Origin of the sequence: Synechococcus sp. O70.2 (assembly GCF_047462135.1) — a bacterium.
In the GTDB taxonomy this organism is placed as follows: Bacteria; Cyanobacteriota; Cyanobacteriia; order Thermostichales; family Thermostichaceae; genus Thermostichus.
The window spans coordinates 306296-324464 of the sequence record NZ_JANSIS010000001.1 but is presented as its reverse complement, the minus strand read 5'-3'; the positions used below and the strand labels follow the sequence as shown (position 1 = coordinate 324464).

Sequence of the window (18169 nt, the reverse complement as noted above, 5' to 3'; positions counted from 1 at the left end):
GCTAGCGCAGCGGGATGAACTCGGTGCGGCCAATGATCTGTTGGCCTTGATCCGAGAGGGCGTAGTTAATGAAGTCAGCCACCACGGGGCTGGTCTTTCGCGGCACCACCAAGAACACGTTGCGGGCCAGCGGGTAGCGGCCACTTTGAATGGCCTCGCGGGTGGGCATCTGGCCGTCGATGGGCACCATCCTCACCGTTTGCTGGTTCTGCACTTGATCCACGGTGCTGTAGGTGATGCCGTCTTCCCCCAGCGCCCGCAGGAGAGGAGTGGTGACATCTTCGGTGGCGGTGGTGAAGTAAGGGGGGTTGTCGGGGGCAAAGGGCAGCCCCAGCAACACCAGCTCTTGGAAAACGCTGTAGGTGCCACTCTGGGGAGCGCGGTTGAGGACACGAATCCGCCGATCCGGACCGCCCACCTGGCTCCAGTTGGTCATCCGACCCTGGAAGATATCGGCCAATTGCTGCAGCGTCAGGCCGCCCTTGTAGGGGTTGTTGACCCCCACCGCCACCGCCAGGGCATCTTTGGCCACCGGGATCGCCTGTAGACCCGCCTGCACTTCGCTGGCATTGAGGGGGCGGGAGCTAGCGGCCATCTGGATGCGACCTTCCATCAGGGCCTTCAGGCCGGCATTGGATCCATTGGGCTTGCCATCCGGGATCCCGTAGGTGATGGGGATGCCGGGGTTGCGCTGGGTGTAGCCTCCCTTCAGGGCCAAGACGAGCCGGATCATCGTGACGCTGCCATCCACCTGGAGCACTACTGGGTTGGGCAGGGAAGTGTCCAGGTTAACGGAGCTGGCAGGGGGATTGGGGGCCTGTGCCTGGGGAAGGTTGGGTGCCGCTGGGGCTTGCGGCTGAGCAGTCGGGCTCCTAGAGGTGCGGCTAAGCCAGGAGCTGAGCAAGCCTGAACGATGGGCATACCAGCCGCCCCCTCCCAAGATGGCAATCAGGAGAATATAGACAATTGGCGGCGGGCCAGAAGGTCGTGTGGCCATGGAACTCCTCCTGGGGAACGGGGATGACCCTCCTCTGTTGTATCAGTTGCCCGCCTCTTTAGGGAGCAAAGTCTCTTAGCTCCCGCAACTCAATTACATCGGCGCGGGGATCCGCCTGGAGAACCTCCAACTCAATCCAAGCCCCCAGCGGCACCTGCCGCTCCAAGCGCACCGGCACGCGAAAGGCAATTTCATCCAGCATGGCCATCACCAGGTTCTCCTCCTCGCGCAGGTAGCCCAGAACCAAGGCCCGCCAAGTCTGCCCTGGTCGCTGGCGCAGGTACTCAATGCTCCAGTAGCGCTTGGACTTGCGCTCCACCTGAGCGGCCTCGGCCGTGCCTGGCTCAATGCCCAGCACCACCTGCTGCACCTCGGCTTCTGTCAAGGGCAGGGGATCCCCGCGCAAAAAGGCCTTGATCTGGTAGTGCGCCACCAGATCCAGGTAGCGGCGAATTGGGGAAGTTACCTGGCAGTAGGCATCAAGGCCCAGGCCCGCGTGCCGCTCGGGTTGCGTGGCCACCTCTGCCCGCGACAGACACCGCATGATGGCAAAGGACCTGACCGGCCCCTGGGGGTACAGCTCCAAAACTTCCGGCGGGGGCAGTTCGGGAGCAGGCTGCAGGCGGTAGGGCACTGGGATCCCATGCTGGCGGGCAAAGCGAGCGGCTACCTCGCCGGCCAGCACCATCATTTCCGCCACCATCTGCCGCGCCGGCGTATCCTCAATAACGCGCAGGTGGGGGATCTCGTCGATGACCTTGATGTCCTGCTCCGGCAGGCCAATGGGGATCGCCCCTTGCGCAAGTCGCCAGGTGTAGCGCCAGTGGGCTGCCCGAGCAATGGCTGTCAGCTGCGGCTCTGCCCCCAACTCCAGCATCTCGTCGGCATCGTCGTAGGTGAGGCGGTAGTTTACCTGGATTTGGCTAAGGCAAATTTCGTAGTCGCGCACCGCCCCGTCGCCTCCCAGGCGAATGCCAAAGCTAAGGGCAGGCCGCACCTCCCCCTGCACCAAACTCATAGGACCAGTGGACAGCTCTGGCGGGAACATCGGGATCACCCGCTCTGGCAGGTAGACACTGGTACCCCGCCGGCGGGCCTCTAGATCTAGAGGATCCCCCCACTGCACCCAACAACTGGGATCGGCAATGTGGATCCAGAGCTTCGCCTCGTCCTCCGACCAAAACTCGACGCTGAGGGCATCGTCGATGTCGCGAGTGCTGGCGTCGTCAATGGTGTAGGTGTGAAGATGAGTGAGATCCCGACGCCGATGGGACTCCAGGAAGGGAGGGGGGCCGCCCAGCAAAGTTTGGGTGTAGCGCTCCACCTCTTTGGGGAACTGGGTGGGGATCCCCGTAAGGCGCAGGGCCAGGTTCTCGTGGCGGCTCCACAGTCCCAAAGCCACCAACGCCTCAAAAGCTCCCTGGGGCGTGTCGGGGAATCCCAGGAGCCGCAGCAGGTGGGAAGCCCGCTCGCGATCTGAGGGGGTGAGGTTGTGGGAAAGATCCTCGTAGTTGCGAAGGCTATCGGGTGCTCCCTGCAAAGCTAAGCGCTCCAACAGCTCCAGACGAGCCCGTTCCGCCGGGGTCCAAGTGTACCTTTGCCCAGGCTGGGCCACCGCTGCCTTTAGGCGGGCCTCAAACTCGGCCTGCTCCTGCTGCCGCTGCTGGGCGACAGCAATTTGATGGAGAATTTCCTTGACCTGTGCCGGCGGGCGCGGCTCGTAGCCTTCTCCCTTCTCCTTAAAGTAAATGTAATCCTCGCTCAAAAGGCGGTAGGCTGCATAGGTGGAGACCGGCGAATCGTCGGAAAACAACAACTGCGCCATCTCCGACAGGCTCAGGGGCCGCCGCTCCTCCTGAACCAATTCCCAGGCCAAAGCCAAGCTCTCGGGATCCAGCTTTGCCTGAACCGCCTGCCAAAAGCTGGGGATGTCGGAAACGGTAAAGTTGGAATTGCCGTTCAGGGCAAACGTAATTTGGCGGGGGTGAACGCTGTAAACCTGCCCTGAGGGCACCTCCAACAGCAGGTTCTTTTTGCCCTCCGTGCCCTGAACTACAGCCAATAGCCGCTCGTTATTGTGGCGAAACTCTACCAGCGTACCCTTTTCCACCCTCTCTACCCAGCCAGGCTCACGCTTGCTGCTCTCAACATTCTCTCCTAGCTCTGCTTTCCTTGACTATGGGAAAAACCCGCCAAGCAAACTTACCCCAAAAGGCTAGGTGGAGGCTGCTAGCTGCCAGGGATCCCAAGGCAGAGCTTGCTGAAGCCCCTCCTAGCTGGTTGAAGAAATCTACACAAGCCAGTGGAAACCATCAGGAGCAAGGTAGAATCTTGGCCGTAGATTCTGGGTCTCTCCATCTCCAAAAGTTTACCTAGCAGGTCCCGGTCATCTGGGCTTGCCAGCAACGACGAGGTTAGCCGTGAACGCCCCAAAGCGCTTACTGGTTGTTGATGACGATCCCAATCTCGTCCTCCTGGTGAAGGATTACCTGGAGTTTCGCGGCTACGAGGTGGTGGCAGCCAGCAATGGTCTGGAAGCCCTGGAGGTGATGCGCCGCTTGACTCCGGATCTCATCATCTGCGATGTGATGATGCCGGAGATGGATGGCTACACTTTTGTCCAGACCCTTCGCTCCGATAGGGCCACGGATTGGATCCCGGTCATTTTTCTCTCGGCGCGGGGGCAAACGGCAGATCGGGTGCGCGGGCTCAATACGGGGGCAGACGCCTACCTGGTCAAGCCCTTTGAACCGGAAGAGCTGGTGGCGCAGGTGGAAGCTACCCTCAAACACACGGAGCGCCTGTTGCAGATGCAAGGTGCCCCCGTTCAGCCGGCCATCCAGCTAGATCGAGAAGTTGAGCTTACTCCCACGGAAACCAAGGTGCTCCAGTACGTAGCCAGGGGCATGTCCAACCGCGAGATTGCCGAGGTGATGGGGGTGAGCCAGCGCACCATCGAAAGCCATGTCAGCAACATGCTCAGCAAAACCGGCCTGCACAATCGCACCGCGCTGGCCCGCTGGGCCATAGAAAGTGGTTTGGGCAGAGGCTAAGGGAGCTAAGGACTTGGCAAGAGCGCGGGTTCTCAACTTCTCTGCGCGCTGTCTGCGGTTTTGGCGGCAAACTGTAAGGAGGTACCCGCCTAGGGCTCCTGTGTCGGCTAGGGTCTAGACCTTATGGGATCTCGTCCACCGCGTCCGGCTCGGCCCATTCGCTCCGGCCACTATCCAGCCAAAGAGCTGTGTAGCCAGTGCGGCCTCTGCGATACCCGCTATGTCGCCCATGTCAAAGAGGCCTGTGCCTTTTTAAACCAGCAATTTACCCACCTGGAAGAGCAAACCCACGGGCGATCCCGAGAATCGCTGCGCTCCAAGTCAGCTGCTGTCAGCGATACTGACTACTTCGGCGTCTACGAGGCAATGTACACGGCCCGCAAGCGGGATCCGATCCCTGGCGCCCAGTGGACGGGCATTGTCAGCAGCATTGGCATGAAAGCTCTCAGCAGCGGCTTAGTGGAGGGCGTGGTGTGCGTGCAGGCGGATCCCCAGGACCGCTTTCAGCCGCGGCCTGTCTTAGCGCGTACCCCGGAAGCGGTTTTGGCAGCGCGGGTTAACAAGCCAACGCTATCGCCCAACTTGTCGGTCTTAGAGGAGGTGGAGCAAAGCGGCCTCAAGCGCCTCTTGGTCATCGGCGTAGGCTGCCAGGTCCAGGCTTTGCGGGCGGTGGAAAAAAAACTGGGCCTGGAGAAGCTCTATGTGTTGGGCACCCCCTGTGTGGACAACGTCAGCCGCGCGGGGCTGCAAAAATTTTTGGAAACCACCAGTCGCTCCCCGCAGACGGTAGTGCACTACGAGTTCATGCAGGATTTCCACATCCACTTCAAACACGAAGATGGCTCGGTGGAAAAGGTGCCTTTCTTCGCTCTCAAGACCAAAGAACTCAAAGACGTGTTTGCCCCCTCCTGCCTCAGTTGTTTTGACTACGTCAACAGCCTGGCAGACCTAGTGGTGGGCTACATGGGATCCCCCTTTGGCTGGCAGTGGCTGGTGGTGCGCAACTCGCGCGGGCGGGAGCTCCTGGAGCTGGTTTGGGAGGAGCTGGAAACCCAACCGGTGATCTCGCAGGGCTCGAGACGAGCGGCAGTGCAACAGGGGATCCAAGCCTATGACCAAGCCTTGAGCTTGCCCCTATGGCTGGCTCGGATCCTGGGGGCAGCCATCCAGCGCTTTGGGCCCCGCGGCCTGGAGTATGCCCGCTTTTCCATCGACTCCCACTTTGTTCGCAACTATCTCTATGTGCGCCGCCACTATCCCCACCAGCTGGAGCGGCATGTCCCTCCCTTTGCCCGGCGGATTGTGGAGCAGTATCACCTTCCGAAAGACTGAGGCTCAGCGGTAGCGGATCCCGGCCTCGGCCCAGCGGTCGATGGCCTGCCCTATGCGCTCGCAGTCGGCAATGAGGCTAATCCGCACGTAGCCCTCTCCCCCCTCTCCAAAAGCGTTGCCAGGGGTTACGACCACGCCTGTGGACTCCAAAACCCGCAGGGCAAACTCCGTCGAGCCTTCGGGGGTGCCGTCGGCGGTGCGGGGGGTGGGGATCCAGAGGTACATCGTCGCCCGCGGCGGCTCGATCTGCCAGCCCAACTCCGCCAGGCGGGCAATGAGATAGTCGCGCCGGCGGCGGTAGCGCTCTTTCACCTCCTCCAAGTAGCTATTGGGCAGGCGCAGGGCAGTTTCGGCGGCCTTTTGGATAGCTCCAAAAACGCCGTAGTCGAGGTTGGTCTTTAGGGTGCGCAGGCTCTGGATGATCTGGCGGTTGCCCACCACAAACCCTACCCGCCAGCCGGCCATGTTGTAGGTTTTGGAGAGGGTGTGGAACTCTACTGCCAGGTTCTTGGCACCGGGGATCTGCAGCAGGCTGGTGGGCCGATAGCCGTCAAAGGCCAGCTCGGCGTAGCACAGGTCGTGCACCAAGAGCAGGTCGTATCGGCAGGCAAACTCCACCACTTCTTCAAAAAAGGAGCGGGGCGCCACCGCCGTTGTCGGGTTGTTGGGGTAGTTAAAGTAGAGCAGCCGCGCTTGCTTAGCCACCTCCGGCGGGATCTCCTGCAGGTCAATGAGCCACCCTTTTTCCGGACGCAGCAGCAGCGGGTAGATCTGGCCGCCGGCAATCAGGGGGCCGCGAAAATGGGGCGGGTAGGCAGGGCTAGGCACCAGCACCAGATCCCCGGGATCCACATAGGCCAAGGCCAGGTGGGTCAGGCCCTCTTTGGATCCCAGAAGAGGCAGCACCTCGTCATTGGGATCTAGCTCTACTCCATAGCGGCGCCAGTACCACTCGGCAATGGCCTGGCGGAAGCTAGCTGTGCCCTCAAAGGGAGGGTAGCCGTGGTGGAGGGGATCGGCAATGGCCGCCTGCGCTGCTTCCACCACCGGCTGGGGGGTGGGGCCATCGGGGTTGCCCATGCCCAGATCGATCAAATCCAGCCCCTGCTGGCGGGCGCGGGCCTTGAGCTCGTCCAGCCGGGCAAAGACATAGGCAGGCAGCTTGCGCAGGCGTTGGGCAGGGGCAAGGTTCATAAAGCCACGGAATTGGGGTTAACTGCACAGCTTACCGCCAGAGCGGCTCCCAAGGCAATCTAGAGCAAGGCCAGTCTTGGGCGGCAGGAAAGCCAACGGCTAGGATAGAGATCCAGCTTTGGCTTTCTCAACAGCAGCCGTGCCCTTACCTCTAGTCGCTGTTGTGGGTCGCCCCAACGTGGGCAAGTCCAGCCTCGTCAATCGCATGGCGGGGGTACGGGCGGCCATTGTCCACGACGAGCCCGGCATAACGCGGGATCGCCTCTACCAAGAGGTGGAGTGGAATGGGCGCCGCCTGCGGGTGGTGGATACGGGCGGACTGGTCTTTGGCGACGACAGCGAATTTTTGCCCCATATTCGCCAGCAGGCCATGGCAGCGATGGCCGAAGCGCACGCGGTGATCTTCGTGGTGGATGGCCGCGAAGGGCTGACCCCCGCCGACAAAGAATTGGCCGATTGGCTGCGCAAACAACCCCTGCCAGTGGTGGTGGCCGTCAACAAGTGCGAGTCAGGGCAACTGGGCCTGGCCCAGGCGGCAGTCTTCTGGAAGCTGGGGCTGGGCGAGCCGATCCCCTGCTCTGCCCTCCACGGCAATGGCGTGGCAGAGGTGCTGGAGGCAGTGCTGCCCCATCTGCCGGAAGGGGAGGAAGCCGCAACTGAAGCAGAGCCCATTGCCGTGGCCATTGTTGGCCGGCCTAACGTGGGCAAGTCCAGCCTGCTCAACCGCCTAGTGGGATCCGAGCGGGCCATTGTCAGCCCCATCGCCGGCACCACCCGCGATGCCATCGACACCCTGGTGGAGTGGGAGGGGCAGACCTACCGCCTCATCGACACAGCCGGGATCCGCAGGAAAAGCCGGGTGGAGTACGGGGTGGAGTTTTTCAGCATCAACCGGGCCTTCAAGGCCATTCGGCGCTCGGACGTGGTGCTGCTGGTCATTGACGCCTTGGAGGGGGTAACCGAGCAGGATCAGCGGCTGGCTGGCCGCATTGAGGAAGAGGGCCGCGCCTGCATTATCGTCGTCAACAAGTGGGATGCAGTGGAAAAGGATACCTACACCATCAACGAGTACACCCGCGAGATCCGCGAGCGGCTTTACTTCATCGACTGGGCGCCCCTGTTGTTTGTCAGCGCCCTTACAGGGCAGCGCACCCACAAGATCTTCGCCGAGGTCAACACCGCGGTAGCCGCCCATCGCAAACGCATCCCCACCTCCGTGGTCAACGAAGTGCTGCAGGAAGCCCTTGCTTGGCAATCGCCCCCCGCCAACCGCCAGGGCAGGCAGGGCAAGATCTACTACGGCACTCAGATAGCAGAGCAGCCCCCCACTTTCCTCCTTTTTGTCAACGATCCCGATCTCTTCAAAGAAAACTACCGCCGCTACCTGGAAAAACACTTCCGGCAAAACTTAGACTTTGCCGGCACTCCCCTCCGCTTTGTCTGGCGCGGCAAGTCGGAGCGGCGGGTGGCCCAGGAAGTGCGCAAGCTGGAGGGATCCCTGGCCTCCCCCTAGGATTGGAGTTAGCCAAACCTCAAAAAAGCCTATGGCTGTGGATCCCAACGTCAAAACTCTAGTGGAAAACCGCCGCGCCCGCTTTGAGTATGAGATCTTGGAGACCTACGAAGCTGGGCTCCAACTCACCGGCACGGAGGTCAAGTCCATCCGAGCAGGCAAAGCCAATCTCCAAGATGCCTTTGCGCTCTTTCGCGATGGCGAGGCCTGGCTGCACAACTTGCATGTTGCCCCCCACGGGACTACCAGCAAGGAGTTCAACCACGATCCCACCCGCCGCCGCAAGCTGCTGCTGCACCGCCGTGAGATTGATCGCCTGCGGGGTTTGGTGGAGCAAAAGGGCCTGACGGTGGTTCCCCTGCGCCTGGTGCTCAACCGCGGCTGGATCAAAGCCCACCTGGGCGTGGCCCGCGGCAAAAAGCTCCACGACAAGCGGCAAGCCATTAAGGAACGGGAGACGCGGCGGGAAATCCAGCGCGAGCTCAAGGGGCGCTAGGGACTGCCAGCTCTCGGTAGCTCCGATGCATCGATTGGCTGCAGGGAGACCTCTAGGCTCCAGGGAGAGGGAAAAAGCGCTCGGTGGCCTTGACCCGCTCACACCAGGCGCGGATGTTGGGGAAGGGCTTGAGGTCAAATCCGCCTTGCTCCGCCACGTGGGTATAGGTGAAGAGGGCCAGATCGGCGATGGTGTAGCGGTTGCCCACAAAGAATTCTTTCCCCTTCAGATGGCCTTCCATGATCTCCAAGGCCTCCGTGCCCAGTTTTAGGTTCTGGGCAATCAGCTCGGCGTTGGCCTCGGCCTGGCCAGTCCGCACGAGGAAGCGGGTAGTGGCAATGTAGCGAGCAATGCGGGTTTGCTCAAAAAACAGCCATTTCAAGATCTCAGCCCGTTCCAGACGTGTCTGGCCATAGAGAGGGGTGTCTTCTGCTAGATAGACCAAGATTGCAGCCGACTCGGCCAAGACCGTGCCGTCTTCTAGCTCCAAGGCCGGGATCTGGCCCAAGGGGTTCTTGGCCAGGTACTCGGGGCGACGGTTCTCGCCGGTGCGGGAGTTCACCTCAACCGTCTCATAGGGGATCCCCAGCTGCCTCAGAAGTAGCTCCACCTTGTAGCAATTGCCAGAGGTGGGGATCCCGTACAGTCGCAGCATGGTTCTTAGCCTTCCACGGGAAGCATTGCCATTTCCATGATTAGCCGCAACCGCCGCTCTGCTCAATCCCTACGTCTCGAGGCGGTAGCCGAAGTCGCGCAGGAGGTGCTCGGAGCGCCGCCAGTGGGGCCGCACCTTGACAAACAGCTCCAGGTACACCTTGCCGGCAATGAGCTTTTGAATCTGAAGGCGGGCAGCCTGGCCAATTTGCTTGAGCCTTTCCCCTCCCTTGCCAATGAGGATCCCTTTTTGCGAGTCCCGCTCCACGTAGAGGGTGGCCAAGACGCGGGTAACCTTGGGGGTTTCCTCCACCTGGTCGATGGTTACGGCCACCGAGTGGGGCACTTCCTCGCGGGTGTGCAGCAGCACCTGTTCCCGGATGAGCTCCGCCATGATGAATCGCTCTGGCTGATCGGTGACCAGGTTTGGCGGATAGTAGTAGGGCCCAGCCGGCAGCAGGTCGACGGTGACTTGGATAAGGGGTGGCAAGCTGCCGGGATCCAGGGCAGACACCCAAACCACCGGAGCGGCGGGCCGCAGGGCCTGGTAGCTCTCCTGGTGAGCTTGGCGCGTGGCAGCGTCTTTGAGGAGATCGGCTTTGTTGCAGACAAGGATGCAGGGAGTAGTGGCAGGGATCCGCTCGGCAATGAAAGCGTCGCCGCGACCTGCTGGCACCGAGCCATCCACCACAAAGAGAACGACGTCCACACTCCCAATGGCGGCCTGGGCGTTGTGCACCAAGATCTCCCCCAGTCGGTGGAGGGGCTTGTGGATGCCAGGAGTATCCACCCAGATGATCTGGGCTTGGGGGAGGGAGAGGATCCCGCGCAGGCGGTTGCGAGTGGTCTGGGCCACAGGGGAGGTGATGGCGATCTTTTGACCTACCAGGGCGTTCATGAGAGTGGACTTGCCCACATTGGGCCGTCCAATGAGCGCCGCAAACCCCGACTTAAACCCTGGTGGGGCCGCGGGGAGGGCAGAGGGCTCCAACCCCCTTATTTGAACGGGCTCCAGCGGGGCTGAGATCTCCTGCTCCTCAAGCGGAGGATGGCCGGCATTCTGCTGCTCTGCTGCCATGGGGAACGCTACCTCTGGACGGACAAGGACTGGTCAGCCAGCGAAGCCTCGGGGAGGGATCCCAGCTTGGCCAGGGTCGTGCCAGGGTAGTAGAAAGCGAGGATTTGGGCTGCATTCAACCCCCGCCGGGCTAGGGTGTAGGCGCCGTACTGGCTCATACCCACTCCATGGCCAAAGCCGCCGCCGATAAAGCGGTAGCCCGCTAGCTCCTTGCCCTGTTTTAGGGGCTCGACGCGAAACAGGGTGCTGTAGAGACGGGGAAAAGCTAGGCGCACCTGATCCTTGCGCAAAACCAGCGAGTGAGATCCTTGGGGTGTCTCTAGATCCACTTGCAGCGCCTGCACCCGGCCGCTGACCGAGCGCTCCAGAACCTGCAGCCCCTGGATGGTCGTCCACTCGGGGAGAGGGATCCCGAGGTACTCTTGGGCAGCCCGCAGCTGGGCGTTTAGCTCCGCCAGGGATTGGGAGAACTCCCAGCGGAAAAGGCGGGATACCCCTGCTTCATGGAAACCTTCCCGCCGGGCCAGAAAGGCCTTGAAGTCGCTCTCCCGCCGCAAATCAAAGGGCTGAGCGGGCTGGTGGGCGATGTCAGCGCGGGGGCGCAGGTAAGGGCGCGGCTCGCCGTCCCAAACTTCTTCAAAGCCTGCCGAGATGCCGCCGTTGGAGGAAGAATACACAGCATCCACCAGCTTGCCATTGTAGGTAAGCACCAAGCCGCTGGTCTGGCGAACGGCCTCGTCCGCCCGCGGATGGGTTCCCGTCAGCCCCTTGTAGACCTGGCAGTGGGTGTTGGCACAGAGGTGGTAGTCGTCGACCTGAAAGCGGTGCAGGTTCTTGAGGGCGTAGGTGCGCGCCAGAATTGCCTGGGCGGCCATGGCAGCAAAGGGAGCTCCCAGCCCCACTTCGTGGGGCACCACCCCCCGCAGATAGGTTTCCAGCGGCACGGCGTTGACCACGGTGTAGCTGCCGTAGGCGTTAGGCTGAATGGTAATCGAGCCGGCATAGTAGCGGTCGTTTACCCGCAGATAGCCCGCGTCCGAGGTTACCTGAAGCCGGGTGCGGTGGTAGCGAAAGTGGCCATGCACCCAGCTTAGCTGGGGCTGTTGGCGCCGCTGCTGGACCTCAAGCCGCACCTGGGGGATCCCCTTGGCCTGGGCATAGCGCTGAATCTGGGCCAACTGCTGAGGGGTGTAGGCGCGGCTGGCCCACACTTGCCACTCCTGCGGCTGGGCAATCTCGGTGCGGATCCCTAAAGCCTGCCAACGCTTGGCGCTGGCCTCGGCGCTCTCAAAACTTTTGTGGCTGCTGAGAACAAGGCGGTACACGGTTTCTGGAGTGGCCAAGGCGCGGTTGACGATCCCGACAGTTACGCGCGGAGTGCGCTGCCTCTGGGTGCTGCCGTCGGCCTGGGGAAATTCCAGCGTCAGTAGCGACCCGGTTGGCGCTGCCAACTCCACCTGATCCTGTTCAGAGCGACCAAAGTGCTGCAGGATGCCCACCCGTAAGATCGGGTTTTGCGGGGTAGCCACCGTGGCCCAGGTTTCTCCGAGTGTGGCGCGTAACGCCAAAGCTGCAAGCAGCACACCCCAGCCGAGCGTGCCCTGGAGAGGAAACCGCCGCTGGGTGGGGGGAGGTTGGTAACTGAGCATCGGCGCTTTATGCTGGTAACGCACCCGTTGATTCTACCTGCATCTTTTTGGCCTAACCCAGCATGGAGGCTTTTTTCTCTTCTACCCCCTCTCCTCTCTGTAAGGGATCCGGCTGGCGACTGGGCTGGGATCCCCGGCGCTCTCCTTTTGTGGCCCTTGTGGGAGGAGAAACCTGGGCGCTGGAGCTAACTCAAGAGGAGTGGCAAGCTTTTGGGCAGGGGGTGTACTGCCTGCAGCGGGATATGGAGGCCATGGCCTCCCAACTGATGGCCGAAGAGAGCCTCACCCTGGAGCAGACCTTCCCCTCGCTAACTTTGATTGCCCACGGCAGCCCCGCTGCCTGGGATCTCTACCTACAGTTGCACCAGGGCCGGCGCGGCGAGGGCTTCTGGCCAGCAGAGGCTGTCCCGGGGCTGTGCCGTGCTCTTGCCCAGTTTCGGGAGCACAGATGACCTAGCAGTTGCTAGGATTGGGAGTTGCCCTGGGACAGCGGCCCCCTTCATGTCGACAGCTTTGGATCTTCAGCTGCACGACTGCCAAGTTCATCCTCCCGACCGTCAGCCGATCACCATTGCCCTCGCCAAGGGAGCTTTGCTAGCCGATGCCATCCGCTGTCTGCAGCAGGTAGGGATCGACTTTAGCCGCTTTTTGGATCCGGCCAATCGCCTCCTGCGCATTGAATCCCCTACCCAGCTCAAGGGACAGCGCTACGCGGCGCTGCTGGTGCGCAACCAGGACGTGCCGGTGTACGTGGAGTACGGCCAGGCCCAGCTGGGGATTGTCGGCTACGATGTCCTGCGGGAGCGCTACGCCGGCAGGGAAGCGGGGGTAGCCCACCTGTTGGACCTAAAGTTTGGCTACTGCCGCATGGTGGTGGCTCTTCCCCAAGACAGCCCCTACACCTCAGCAGCCCAGTTGCCGCCCTATGCCCGGGTAGCTTCCAAGTTTGTCCGCTGTGCCCGCGAGTATTTCGACCGCCTGGATTTGCCGGTGGAGCTCATCTCCCTTGCCGGCTCAGTGGAGCTGGCTCCCCTCACGGGCATGGCTGATGCCATTGTGGACTTAGTGGCCACCGGGCGCACCCTGCGGGAAAATGGCCTGGTGGAGCGGGACTGTCTTTTCGAGAGCACAGCCCGCCTGATTGCCCATCCCACCAGCTACCGGGTCAACCAGCAGCCCATCGGTGAACTGGTGGCCCAAATCCGGGAGCACTGGCTGGGATCTCTAGCGGTTAGCCAGCTTTAGTTCTTGCCTAGTCAAGAAACTTTGCTTGGCTTAGCAAAGAGCGGATTGCGATTGCGTACAATGGGGGCACTGGTTTATTTCCCAAGAGATTCAAAACAGGTTTTTCGAGGTTGATTATGCGGTACCGTCCCCTGCTCGCCATCCTGCTGGCGCTTTGTCTAGGCGTTTTCGCCTTTCGGGCTGAGGCAGCCAAGGCCCCTCTAACCTACGACCAGATCCGCAACACAGGCAAGGCGGCTATTTGCCCGTCGGTCTCGGACAATGCCCGCGGCCGCATTGAGGTGCCCCAGGGGGAATCCCTAAAGCTGACCGATGTCTGCTTCCAGCCCGTGCAAATTGAGGTGGAAGAAGAAAAACGGAACGGGGAAAAAGAGTTTATCAAAGCCAAGAACATCATGATCTCGGCTGCTACCCTGGGGCCGATTAAAGCGGAAGTCACTGCCAAAGAGGGTGGCTTGGAGTTCAAAGTGGTGGATGGGATCACCTTCCAGCCGACCACCGGTCAGTTGCCTCGCCGCGAGCTGGTGCCCTTTTTGTTTAGCGTGAAAGACTTGGTGGCCACCGCTCAAGGGTCGGTCATCGATCCCTCAACGGACTTTGAAGGCGAGTTCTTGGTGCCCGGCTACCGTACCAGCAGCTTCCTCGACTCGCGGGGGCGGGGTTCTAGCACTGGCTACGACACGGCTGTGGGGCTGCAGGCGGCCAAGGAGGATTTTGCGGCCAACCGCAAGGTGGACGAGATTTCCCGGGGGAAAATGTCGCTGCGCATTGCTCGCGTAGATTCCAGCACTGGAGAAATCGCTGGCTCCTTTGTTAGCATTCAGCCGTCTAGTACCGAGCAAGGGGCACTGGAACCTCGCACCGTTCGCGTTCAGGGCCTGTTTTATGCCCGTCTGGCGCAGGAGTCCTAAAAAAGCCTGAGGCAGGCCATTCCAGGGCAGGGGCGGATCCCTGCCTGTTTTGGTGTTCCTGGCAAGGGCGGAGCAATTGCCAACCCGAGGAGCGCGACAGGCATGGCCAACTATGACTGGATTGTTGTCGGCGGCGGGATCACCGGAGCAGCCCTAAGCTATGAGTTGGCCCGCCAGGGGGGATCCGTTCTTCTCCTTGAGAAGGAGGCGCTGCCCGCCAGTGCCACCCGCTATAGCTACGGTGGCTTAGCTCATTGGGCTGGAAAAACTCCCCTGCTCAAAGCTCTGGGGGAAGAAGGGATCCAGCGCTACCGCACTCTCTCAGAGGAGCTGGAGGCAGATATTCACTTTCGCGAGCTAGATCTGCTCCTATTGGTTGCTCCTGGCTACTCAGTGGAAACGGTGGAGGCGGATCTAGCCGACTGTCGCATCCCACCCCAGCGGATTCCGGTGGAGACGGCCTGTGAGCTGGAGCCCCTTTTGCAGCCGGCGGCCCTGGAGGGCGTGCTCTGGGCCCAGCACGGCCACATCCACCCCTGGCTGACAACCCTGGCTTTTCGGAGGGCTTTCCAACGCCTGGGGGGATCCCTGCTTTTCCAAAGCGTAACCGGCTTGCGGCGACAAGGGCAGCGGATCACCGGCGTAGAGACGCCTACCGACTTCCACGGGGCAGCCCAGGTGGTGGTGTGCGCCGGCGGCTGGACACGGGCTTTGTTGCGTCAAGCTGGCATCTATGCCCCTATCTACTTCACCCACGCCGAATCCCTCGAGCTAGAGCCTGCGGCAGTGCGGCTGAGAACCATCGTCATGAGCGCGCCGGTGCAGCGCCTGGAGCTGGAGCGGCAGGCGGCTCACCCCGACCGGGATCCCCTCTGGGACAAGCCAGGGCAGGAGCTCTGCCCGCCCATCCTGGATGTCGGGATCCTGCAATTTCTAGACGGCAGCATTCGCCTGGGCCAGATCAGTCGGGTGCTGACGGATCCTCAAGCCCAGCTGGATGCCACTAGCGGCGAAGCGCAAATCCGGGCCCAGGTGGGGCGCTACCTACCCCAAGTGGCCCACTTGCCCGGGCGCTGGTGTCACTGCTTGGTGGCCTTCAGCGGCGATCACTATCCTTTGGTGGGATCCCTGCCCGGCTGGGAAGGGCTACAACTCTTTTCCGGCTTCAGCAGCCCTTTGGCCATCCTGCCGGCCTTAGCTCGCCGCTTTGCCCAGCAGGCGTATGGCCAGGCAGATGAGTGGCTCCCCAGTCTCTCGCCGGCGCGCTTCACTGCGCCCTCCCCCCCTGCCCCTTCTCTTGAGGGAGAGCGGACCCGGAACTGCTTAAGTCCACTCCTCCGCTAGCGCTGTCTCCAGCAAATCTTCCAGGTTAAGCTGCACCTGGCGCTGCAAGGCCAAGATAGCCTGATATTCCTGGTGAATGCTGGCCTGGTATTGGGCGGCTAGAGTGGTGTTGCCTTCGGAAAAGGCCTGCTCCCAGAGCTGTGTCCAGTAGCGGTAGCGCTTCTGACGAATTTCCAGCTCCATGTTGGCTAGAGCAGCCCGCACCACCAGGCGTGGACGCATCAGAGCTACGCGGGTAGTTTCGTCCTGCCAGAGCAGGTGGCTGAGGCGCTCGTTGAGGGCGTCGTCCTGGGCGCAGAGAGTGCGCAGGGCGGTCAAAAGACCCTCCTCCTCGTCTTCCAGCTCCGGCTGGGCCGAGACCAGCTCCAAGATCCGCTGCCACAGCTCCCGGTGAGGACGGAAACTGAATTGCAGCTCCCGCTCCATCAAGGTCTGGCGGATCTCGCGGCGGTACTCGGCAAAGTGCAAGTAGATCTGCAGAAGATGGGACTCGGACTGCAAGAGTTTGGATCCCCGGTCGGCAGCGGGTTGTTGGGGTTTTGACCAGCGGTACTGGCGCACGGCACGTCGCAGATCCTCTTCCAGATTGCGGCTAAGGCGAGCGTTGCCCCGGCTGAGCAATTCCGCCACTTTGTGGATATACAAGGAGCGCCATTGTCCACCTAGACCGGCCAGCAGTTGCACCAGCGCTTGATAGGCCTGTTGGAAATCGGCGGCCTGCCTGAGATCCCGACCGGCCAGCACCTGTTCAATCCGCCAGTCCAGCCATAGGGGAGCCTGAGCCAGCAAGGCCTCTAGTTGGGAAGCCGGGTGCTCCCGCAGGAATTCGTCGGCATCCTTCCCAGCAGGAAGGGTGAGGATGCGCAGCTCGATTTCCCCCCGCCGCGCCTGCTCCTCAACGGCTTGAACAGCCCGCAGGGCGGCATTCAACCCAGCGCGGTCGGCGTCGAAGTTGAGGATGACCCGCTTGGACGGCGTGTAGCGCAGCAGAGCCTTGACCTGGTGCGGTGTCAGGGCCGTGCCCATGGCGGCTACCGCATAGGCAATGCCGGCTTGGTGCAGGGCGATCACATCAAAGTACCCTTCCACGACCAAAACTTGGTCGGCTTTGGCGATGGCCTCGCGGGCAAAGTTGAGGCCATAGACCACCTGGCTCTTGTTGAAAAGCTCCGTTTCTGGGGAGTTGAGGTACTTGGGCTGCTCCTCTCCTAAAGCCCTGCCGGCAAAGCCGATGACCCGCCCCTGCAGGTCAAAAATGGGCAGCATGATGCGGTTGCGGAAGCGGTCGTAGTGGCCTCCTCCCTGGCGCGGCACCAGCAGGCCGGCTTCTTCTAGAAGCTTGACCGGCTGGCGCTTCTGGTTAACCAGGTACTCGTAGAGCGACTGCCATCCGGAGGGAGCAAAGCCGATTTGAAACTGTTGACAGGTCTCTTCGCTCAAGCGGCGGCTATGCAGATACTCCCTAGCCACCGATCCCACCGGGGAGTGGAGGGCGTGCCGGTAGAAGTCGGCGGCCATGGCTAAAATCTCCAGCAGCTTTTCCTGACGCGAGACCTGGCGTTCGTAGTCTGGGGAGAAGGATCCCTTGGGCTCAGGCACATGGTAGCGGCGGGCTAGCCAGCGCACGGCTTCGGCAAAGGAAAGGCGCTCGGTCTCCATAACAAAGCGGATGACATCTCCCCCGGCGCCACAGGCGAAGCACTTGTAGATCTGCTTGCTGGGGCTGACGTGAAAGCTGGGCTTGTGGTCGTCATGGAAAGGGCAGAGGCCGACAAAGTTTTGCCCCCGCTGGCGCAGCACCACTTTTTCGGCCACCACCTCAACGATGTCGGCCTTCTGGCGCACTAACTGGATGAACTCCGGCGGCAGACTGCTCATGGCCTTAGGGATCCTCCACCCCATGGTAGCCAGGGGGACTCGACAGGCTGTCTTTTGACGTGGCCTGACCCGCTAGAGATAATGGTCTAGCTTCAAAAGCTGGATTTTTCCATGACCAGTCTTTTGCAAATTGTTGAGAGGAAAATGCGGATCGTCAAACTCTTCTTGCTGCTTTTGCTTGTCGGTGCCGCTGTCTTTTGGAGCCCGCAAGTGGCTTCTGCTGAGCCGGATTTGGCTTTAGGAGCCAAGGTCTTTCAGGCCAAGTGTGTGGGCTGCCACTTGAACGGGCGCAACTCGATAGTGCCGGCTAAAAATCTCTCCCTGGCTGCCCTGCACGAGTACCACGTGGATACGCTAGAGCTAATCCAAGCCCAGGTGCGCAACGGCAAAGGGGCCATGCCTGCTTTTGGCAAGCTCCTCAAGCCAGAAGAGATCGAGGCGGTGGCCGCCTACGTCTTGGATCGCGCTGAGCACAACTGGAGTAAGGGCTAATGGCCCAGGACGAAGTGGCCGTGGCACCTCAGGTGCGGCAGGAGCAGGGTCGTCAAGTCCAGGGATCCCGCCGCCAGCTTCTCTCAGTGGGCATAGGGGCCCATGGGCTAGTGGCGGTGGGCATTTCTGCCCATGGGGTGGTAGCCATCGGCGTGGTCACCCACGGCATCCTCTCCATTGGCCTAGTAGCCATGGGCGCTCTCTCCTTTGGGCTGGTGTCCATGGGCTTGGCCAGCGCCGGCCTGGTGTCCATGGGTCTCTCCAGTTGGGGCCAGCACAGCATGAGCCTGATGGAATCCCACGGATCCCATCGCCATCCCTGAAGAAATTGGA

General features: G+C 61.6%; 17 protein-coding genes. 10 read left to right on the top strand and 7 right to left on the bottom strand.

What is annotated here, in order from left to right; all coding sequences use genetic code 11:
* Window position 1: 1 nt before the first annotated feature.
* Window positions 2-997 carry a phosphate ABC transporter substrate-binding protein gene (locus NW812_RS01495; RefSeq protein WP_414393420.1) on the bottom strand — a complete coding sequence of 332 codons (996 nt, stop codon included), beginning with the start codon at window positions 995-997 and terminating at the stop codon, window positions 2-4.
* Window positions 998-1055: 58 nt separating this feature from the next.
* Window positions 1056-3107 (bottom strand): ribonuclease catalytic domain-containing protein, encoded by a 2052-nt coding sequence (locus NW812_RS01490; protein WP_414393418.1) that lies wholly within the window; start codon window positions 3105-3107, stop codon window positions 1056-1058.
* 310 nt (window positions 3108-3417) lie between these two features.
* Between NW812_RS01490 and NW812_RS01485 the strand changes: the two genes are divergently transcribed.
* Together NW812_RS01485 and NW812_RS01480 are read left to right on the top strand one after the other, a co-directional pair.
* Window positions 3418-4050 carry a response regulator transcription factor gene (locus tag NW812_RS01485; protein WP_414393416.1) on the top strand — a complete coding sequence of 211 codons (633 nt, stop codon included), beginning with the start codon at window positions 3418-3420 and terminating at the stop codon, window positions 4048-4050.
* Window positions 4051-4173: 123 nt separating this feature from the next.
* Window positions 4174-5382, top strand: a complete 1209-nt coding sequence (locus NW812_RS01480) for a Coenzyme F420 hydrogenase/dehydrogenase, beta subunit C-terminal domain (protein WP_414393414.1) — start codon at window positions 4174-4176, stop codon at window positions 5380-5382.
* A gap of 3 nt (window positions 5383-5385) precedes the next feature.
* On the opposite strand, the gene NW812_RS01475 is transcribed toward NW812_RS01480, so the two are convergent.
* On the bottom strand, window positions 5386-6576 hold the full coding sequence (locus tag NW812_RS01475) for an aspartate aminotransferase (protein ID WP_414393413.1): 1191 nt from the start codon (window positions 6574-6576) through the stop codon (window positions 5386-5388).
* Between the two features lie 139 nt (window positions 6577-6715).
* Between NW812_RS01475 and der the strand changes: the two genes are divergently transcribed.
* The gene (gene der, locus NW812_RS01470; RefSeq protein ID WP_414393411.1) at window positions 6716-8089 is read left to right on the top strand and encodes a ribosome biogenesis GTPase Der; all 1374 of its coding nucleotides are present in this window, start codon (window positions 6716-6718) and stop codon (window positions 8087-8089) included.
* Window positions 8090-8120: 31 nt separating this feature from the next.
* Complete coding sequence (gene smpB, locus NW812_RS01465) at window positions 8121-8585, top strand: SsrA-binding protein SmpB (RefSeq protein ID WP_414393409.1); 465 nt, start codon at window positions 8121-8123, stop codon at window positions 8583-8585.
* Between the two features lie 52 nt (window positions 8586-8637).
* On the opposite strand, the gene NW812_RS01460 is transcribed toward smpB, so the two are convergent.
* The 3 genes from NW812_RS01460 to NW812_RS01450 all read right to left on the bottom strand — a co-directional run bounded on the left by NW812_RS01460 (window position 8638) and on the right by NW812_RS01450 (window position 11966).
* Window positions 8638-9240 (bottom strand): glutathione S-transferase family protein, encoded by a 603-nt coding sequence (locus tag NW812_RS01460; protein ID WP_414393407.1) that lies wholly within the window; start codon window positions 9238-9240, stop codon window positions 8638-8640.
* A gap of 69 nt (window positions 9241-9309) precedes the next feature.
* The gene (gene era / locus NW812_RS01455; protein ID WP_414393405.1) at window positions 9310-10317 is read right to left on the bottom strand and encodes a GTPase Era; all 1008 of its coding nucleotides are present in this window, start codon (window positions 10315-10317) and stop codon (window positions 9310-9312) included.
* An 8-nt stretch (window positions 10318-10325) separates the two neighbouring features.
* Window positions 10326-11966 (bottom strand): SpoIID/LytB domain-containing protein, encoded by a 1641-nt coding sequence (locus NW812_RS01450; RefSeq protein WP_414393403.1) that lies wholly within the window; start codon window positions 11964-11966, stop codon window positions 10326-10328.
* 62 nt (window positions 11967-12028) lie between these two features.
* Here NW812_RS01450 and NW812_RS01445 point away from each other — a divergent pair, with 62 nt between their 5' ends.
* The 4 genes from NW812_RS01445 (at window position 12029) to NW812_RS01430 (ending at window position 15466) form a co-directional block, all read left to right on the top strand.
* Window positions 12029-12418 (top strand): DUF1818 family protein, encoded by a 390-nt coding sequence (locus tag NW812_RS01445; RefSeq protein WP_414393402.1) that lies wholly within the window; start codon window positions 12029-12031, stop codon window positions 12416-12418.
* Window positions 12419-12467: 49 nt separating this feature from the next.
* Window positions 12468-13211: an ATP phosphoribosyltransferase gene (hisG, locus tag NW812_RS01440; RefSeq protein WP_414393400.1), complete on the top strand. Its 744-nt coding sequence runs from the start codon at window positions 12468-12470 to the stop codon at window positions 13209-13211.
* A 116-nt stretch (window positions 13212-13327) separates the two neighbouring features.
* Window positions 13328-14122, top strand: a complete 795-nt coding sequence (locus NW812_RS01435) for a photosystem II manganese-stabilizing polypeptide (protein WP_414393399.1) — start codon at window positions 13328-13330, stop codon at window positions 14120-14122.
* Between the two features lie 102 nt (window positions 14123-14224).
* Window positions 14225-15466, top strand: coding sequence for an NAD(P)/FAD-dependent oxidoreductase (locus tag NW812_RS01430; RefSeq protein ID WP_414393398.1), 1242 nt, complete (start codon window positions 14225-14227; stop codon window positions 15464-15466).
* Here NW812_RS01430 and dnaG read toward each other — a convergent pair.
* Window positions 15446-17344: a DNA primase gene (gene dnaG, locus NW812_RS01425; RefSeq protein WP_414393396.1), complete on the bottom strand. Its 1899-nt coding sequence runs from the start codon at window positions 17342-17344 to the stop codon at window positions 15446-15448. The two genes, NW812_RS01430 and dnaG, sit on opposite strands and share 21 nt — an antisense overlap.
* A 144-nt stretch (window positions 17345-17488) precedes the next feature.
* On the opposite strand from dnaG, the gene NW812_RS01420 reads away from it, so the two are divergent.
* On the top strand, window positions 17489-17836 hold the full coding sequence (locus tag NW812_RS01420) for a c-type cytochrome (protein WP_414393791.1): 348 nt from the start codon (window positions 17489-17491) through the stop codon (window positions 17834-17836).
* On the top strand, window positions 17836-18159 hold the full coding sequence (locus NW812_RS01415; RefSeq protein ID WP_414393394.1) for a hypothetical protein: 324 nt from the start codon (window positions 17836-17838) through the stop codon (window positions 18157-18159). Before NW812_RS01420 ends, NW812_RS01415 begins: the two co-directional genes overlap by 1 nt.
* The last annotated feature ends 10 nt before the right edge of the window (window positions 18160-18169 follow it).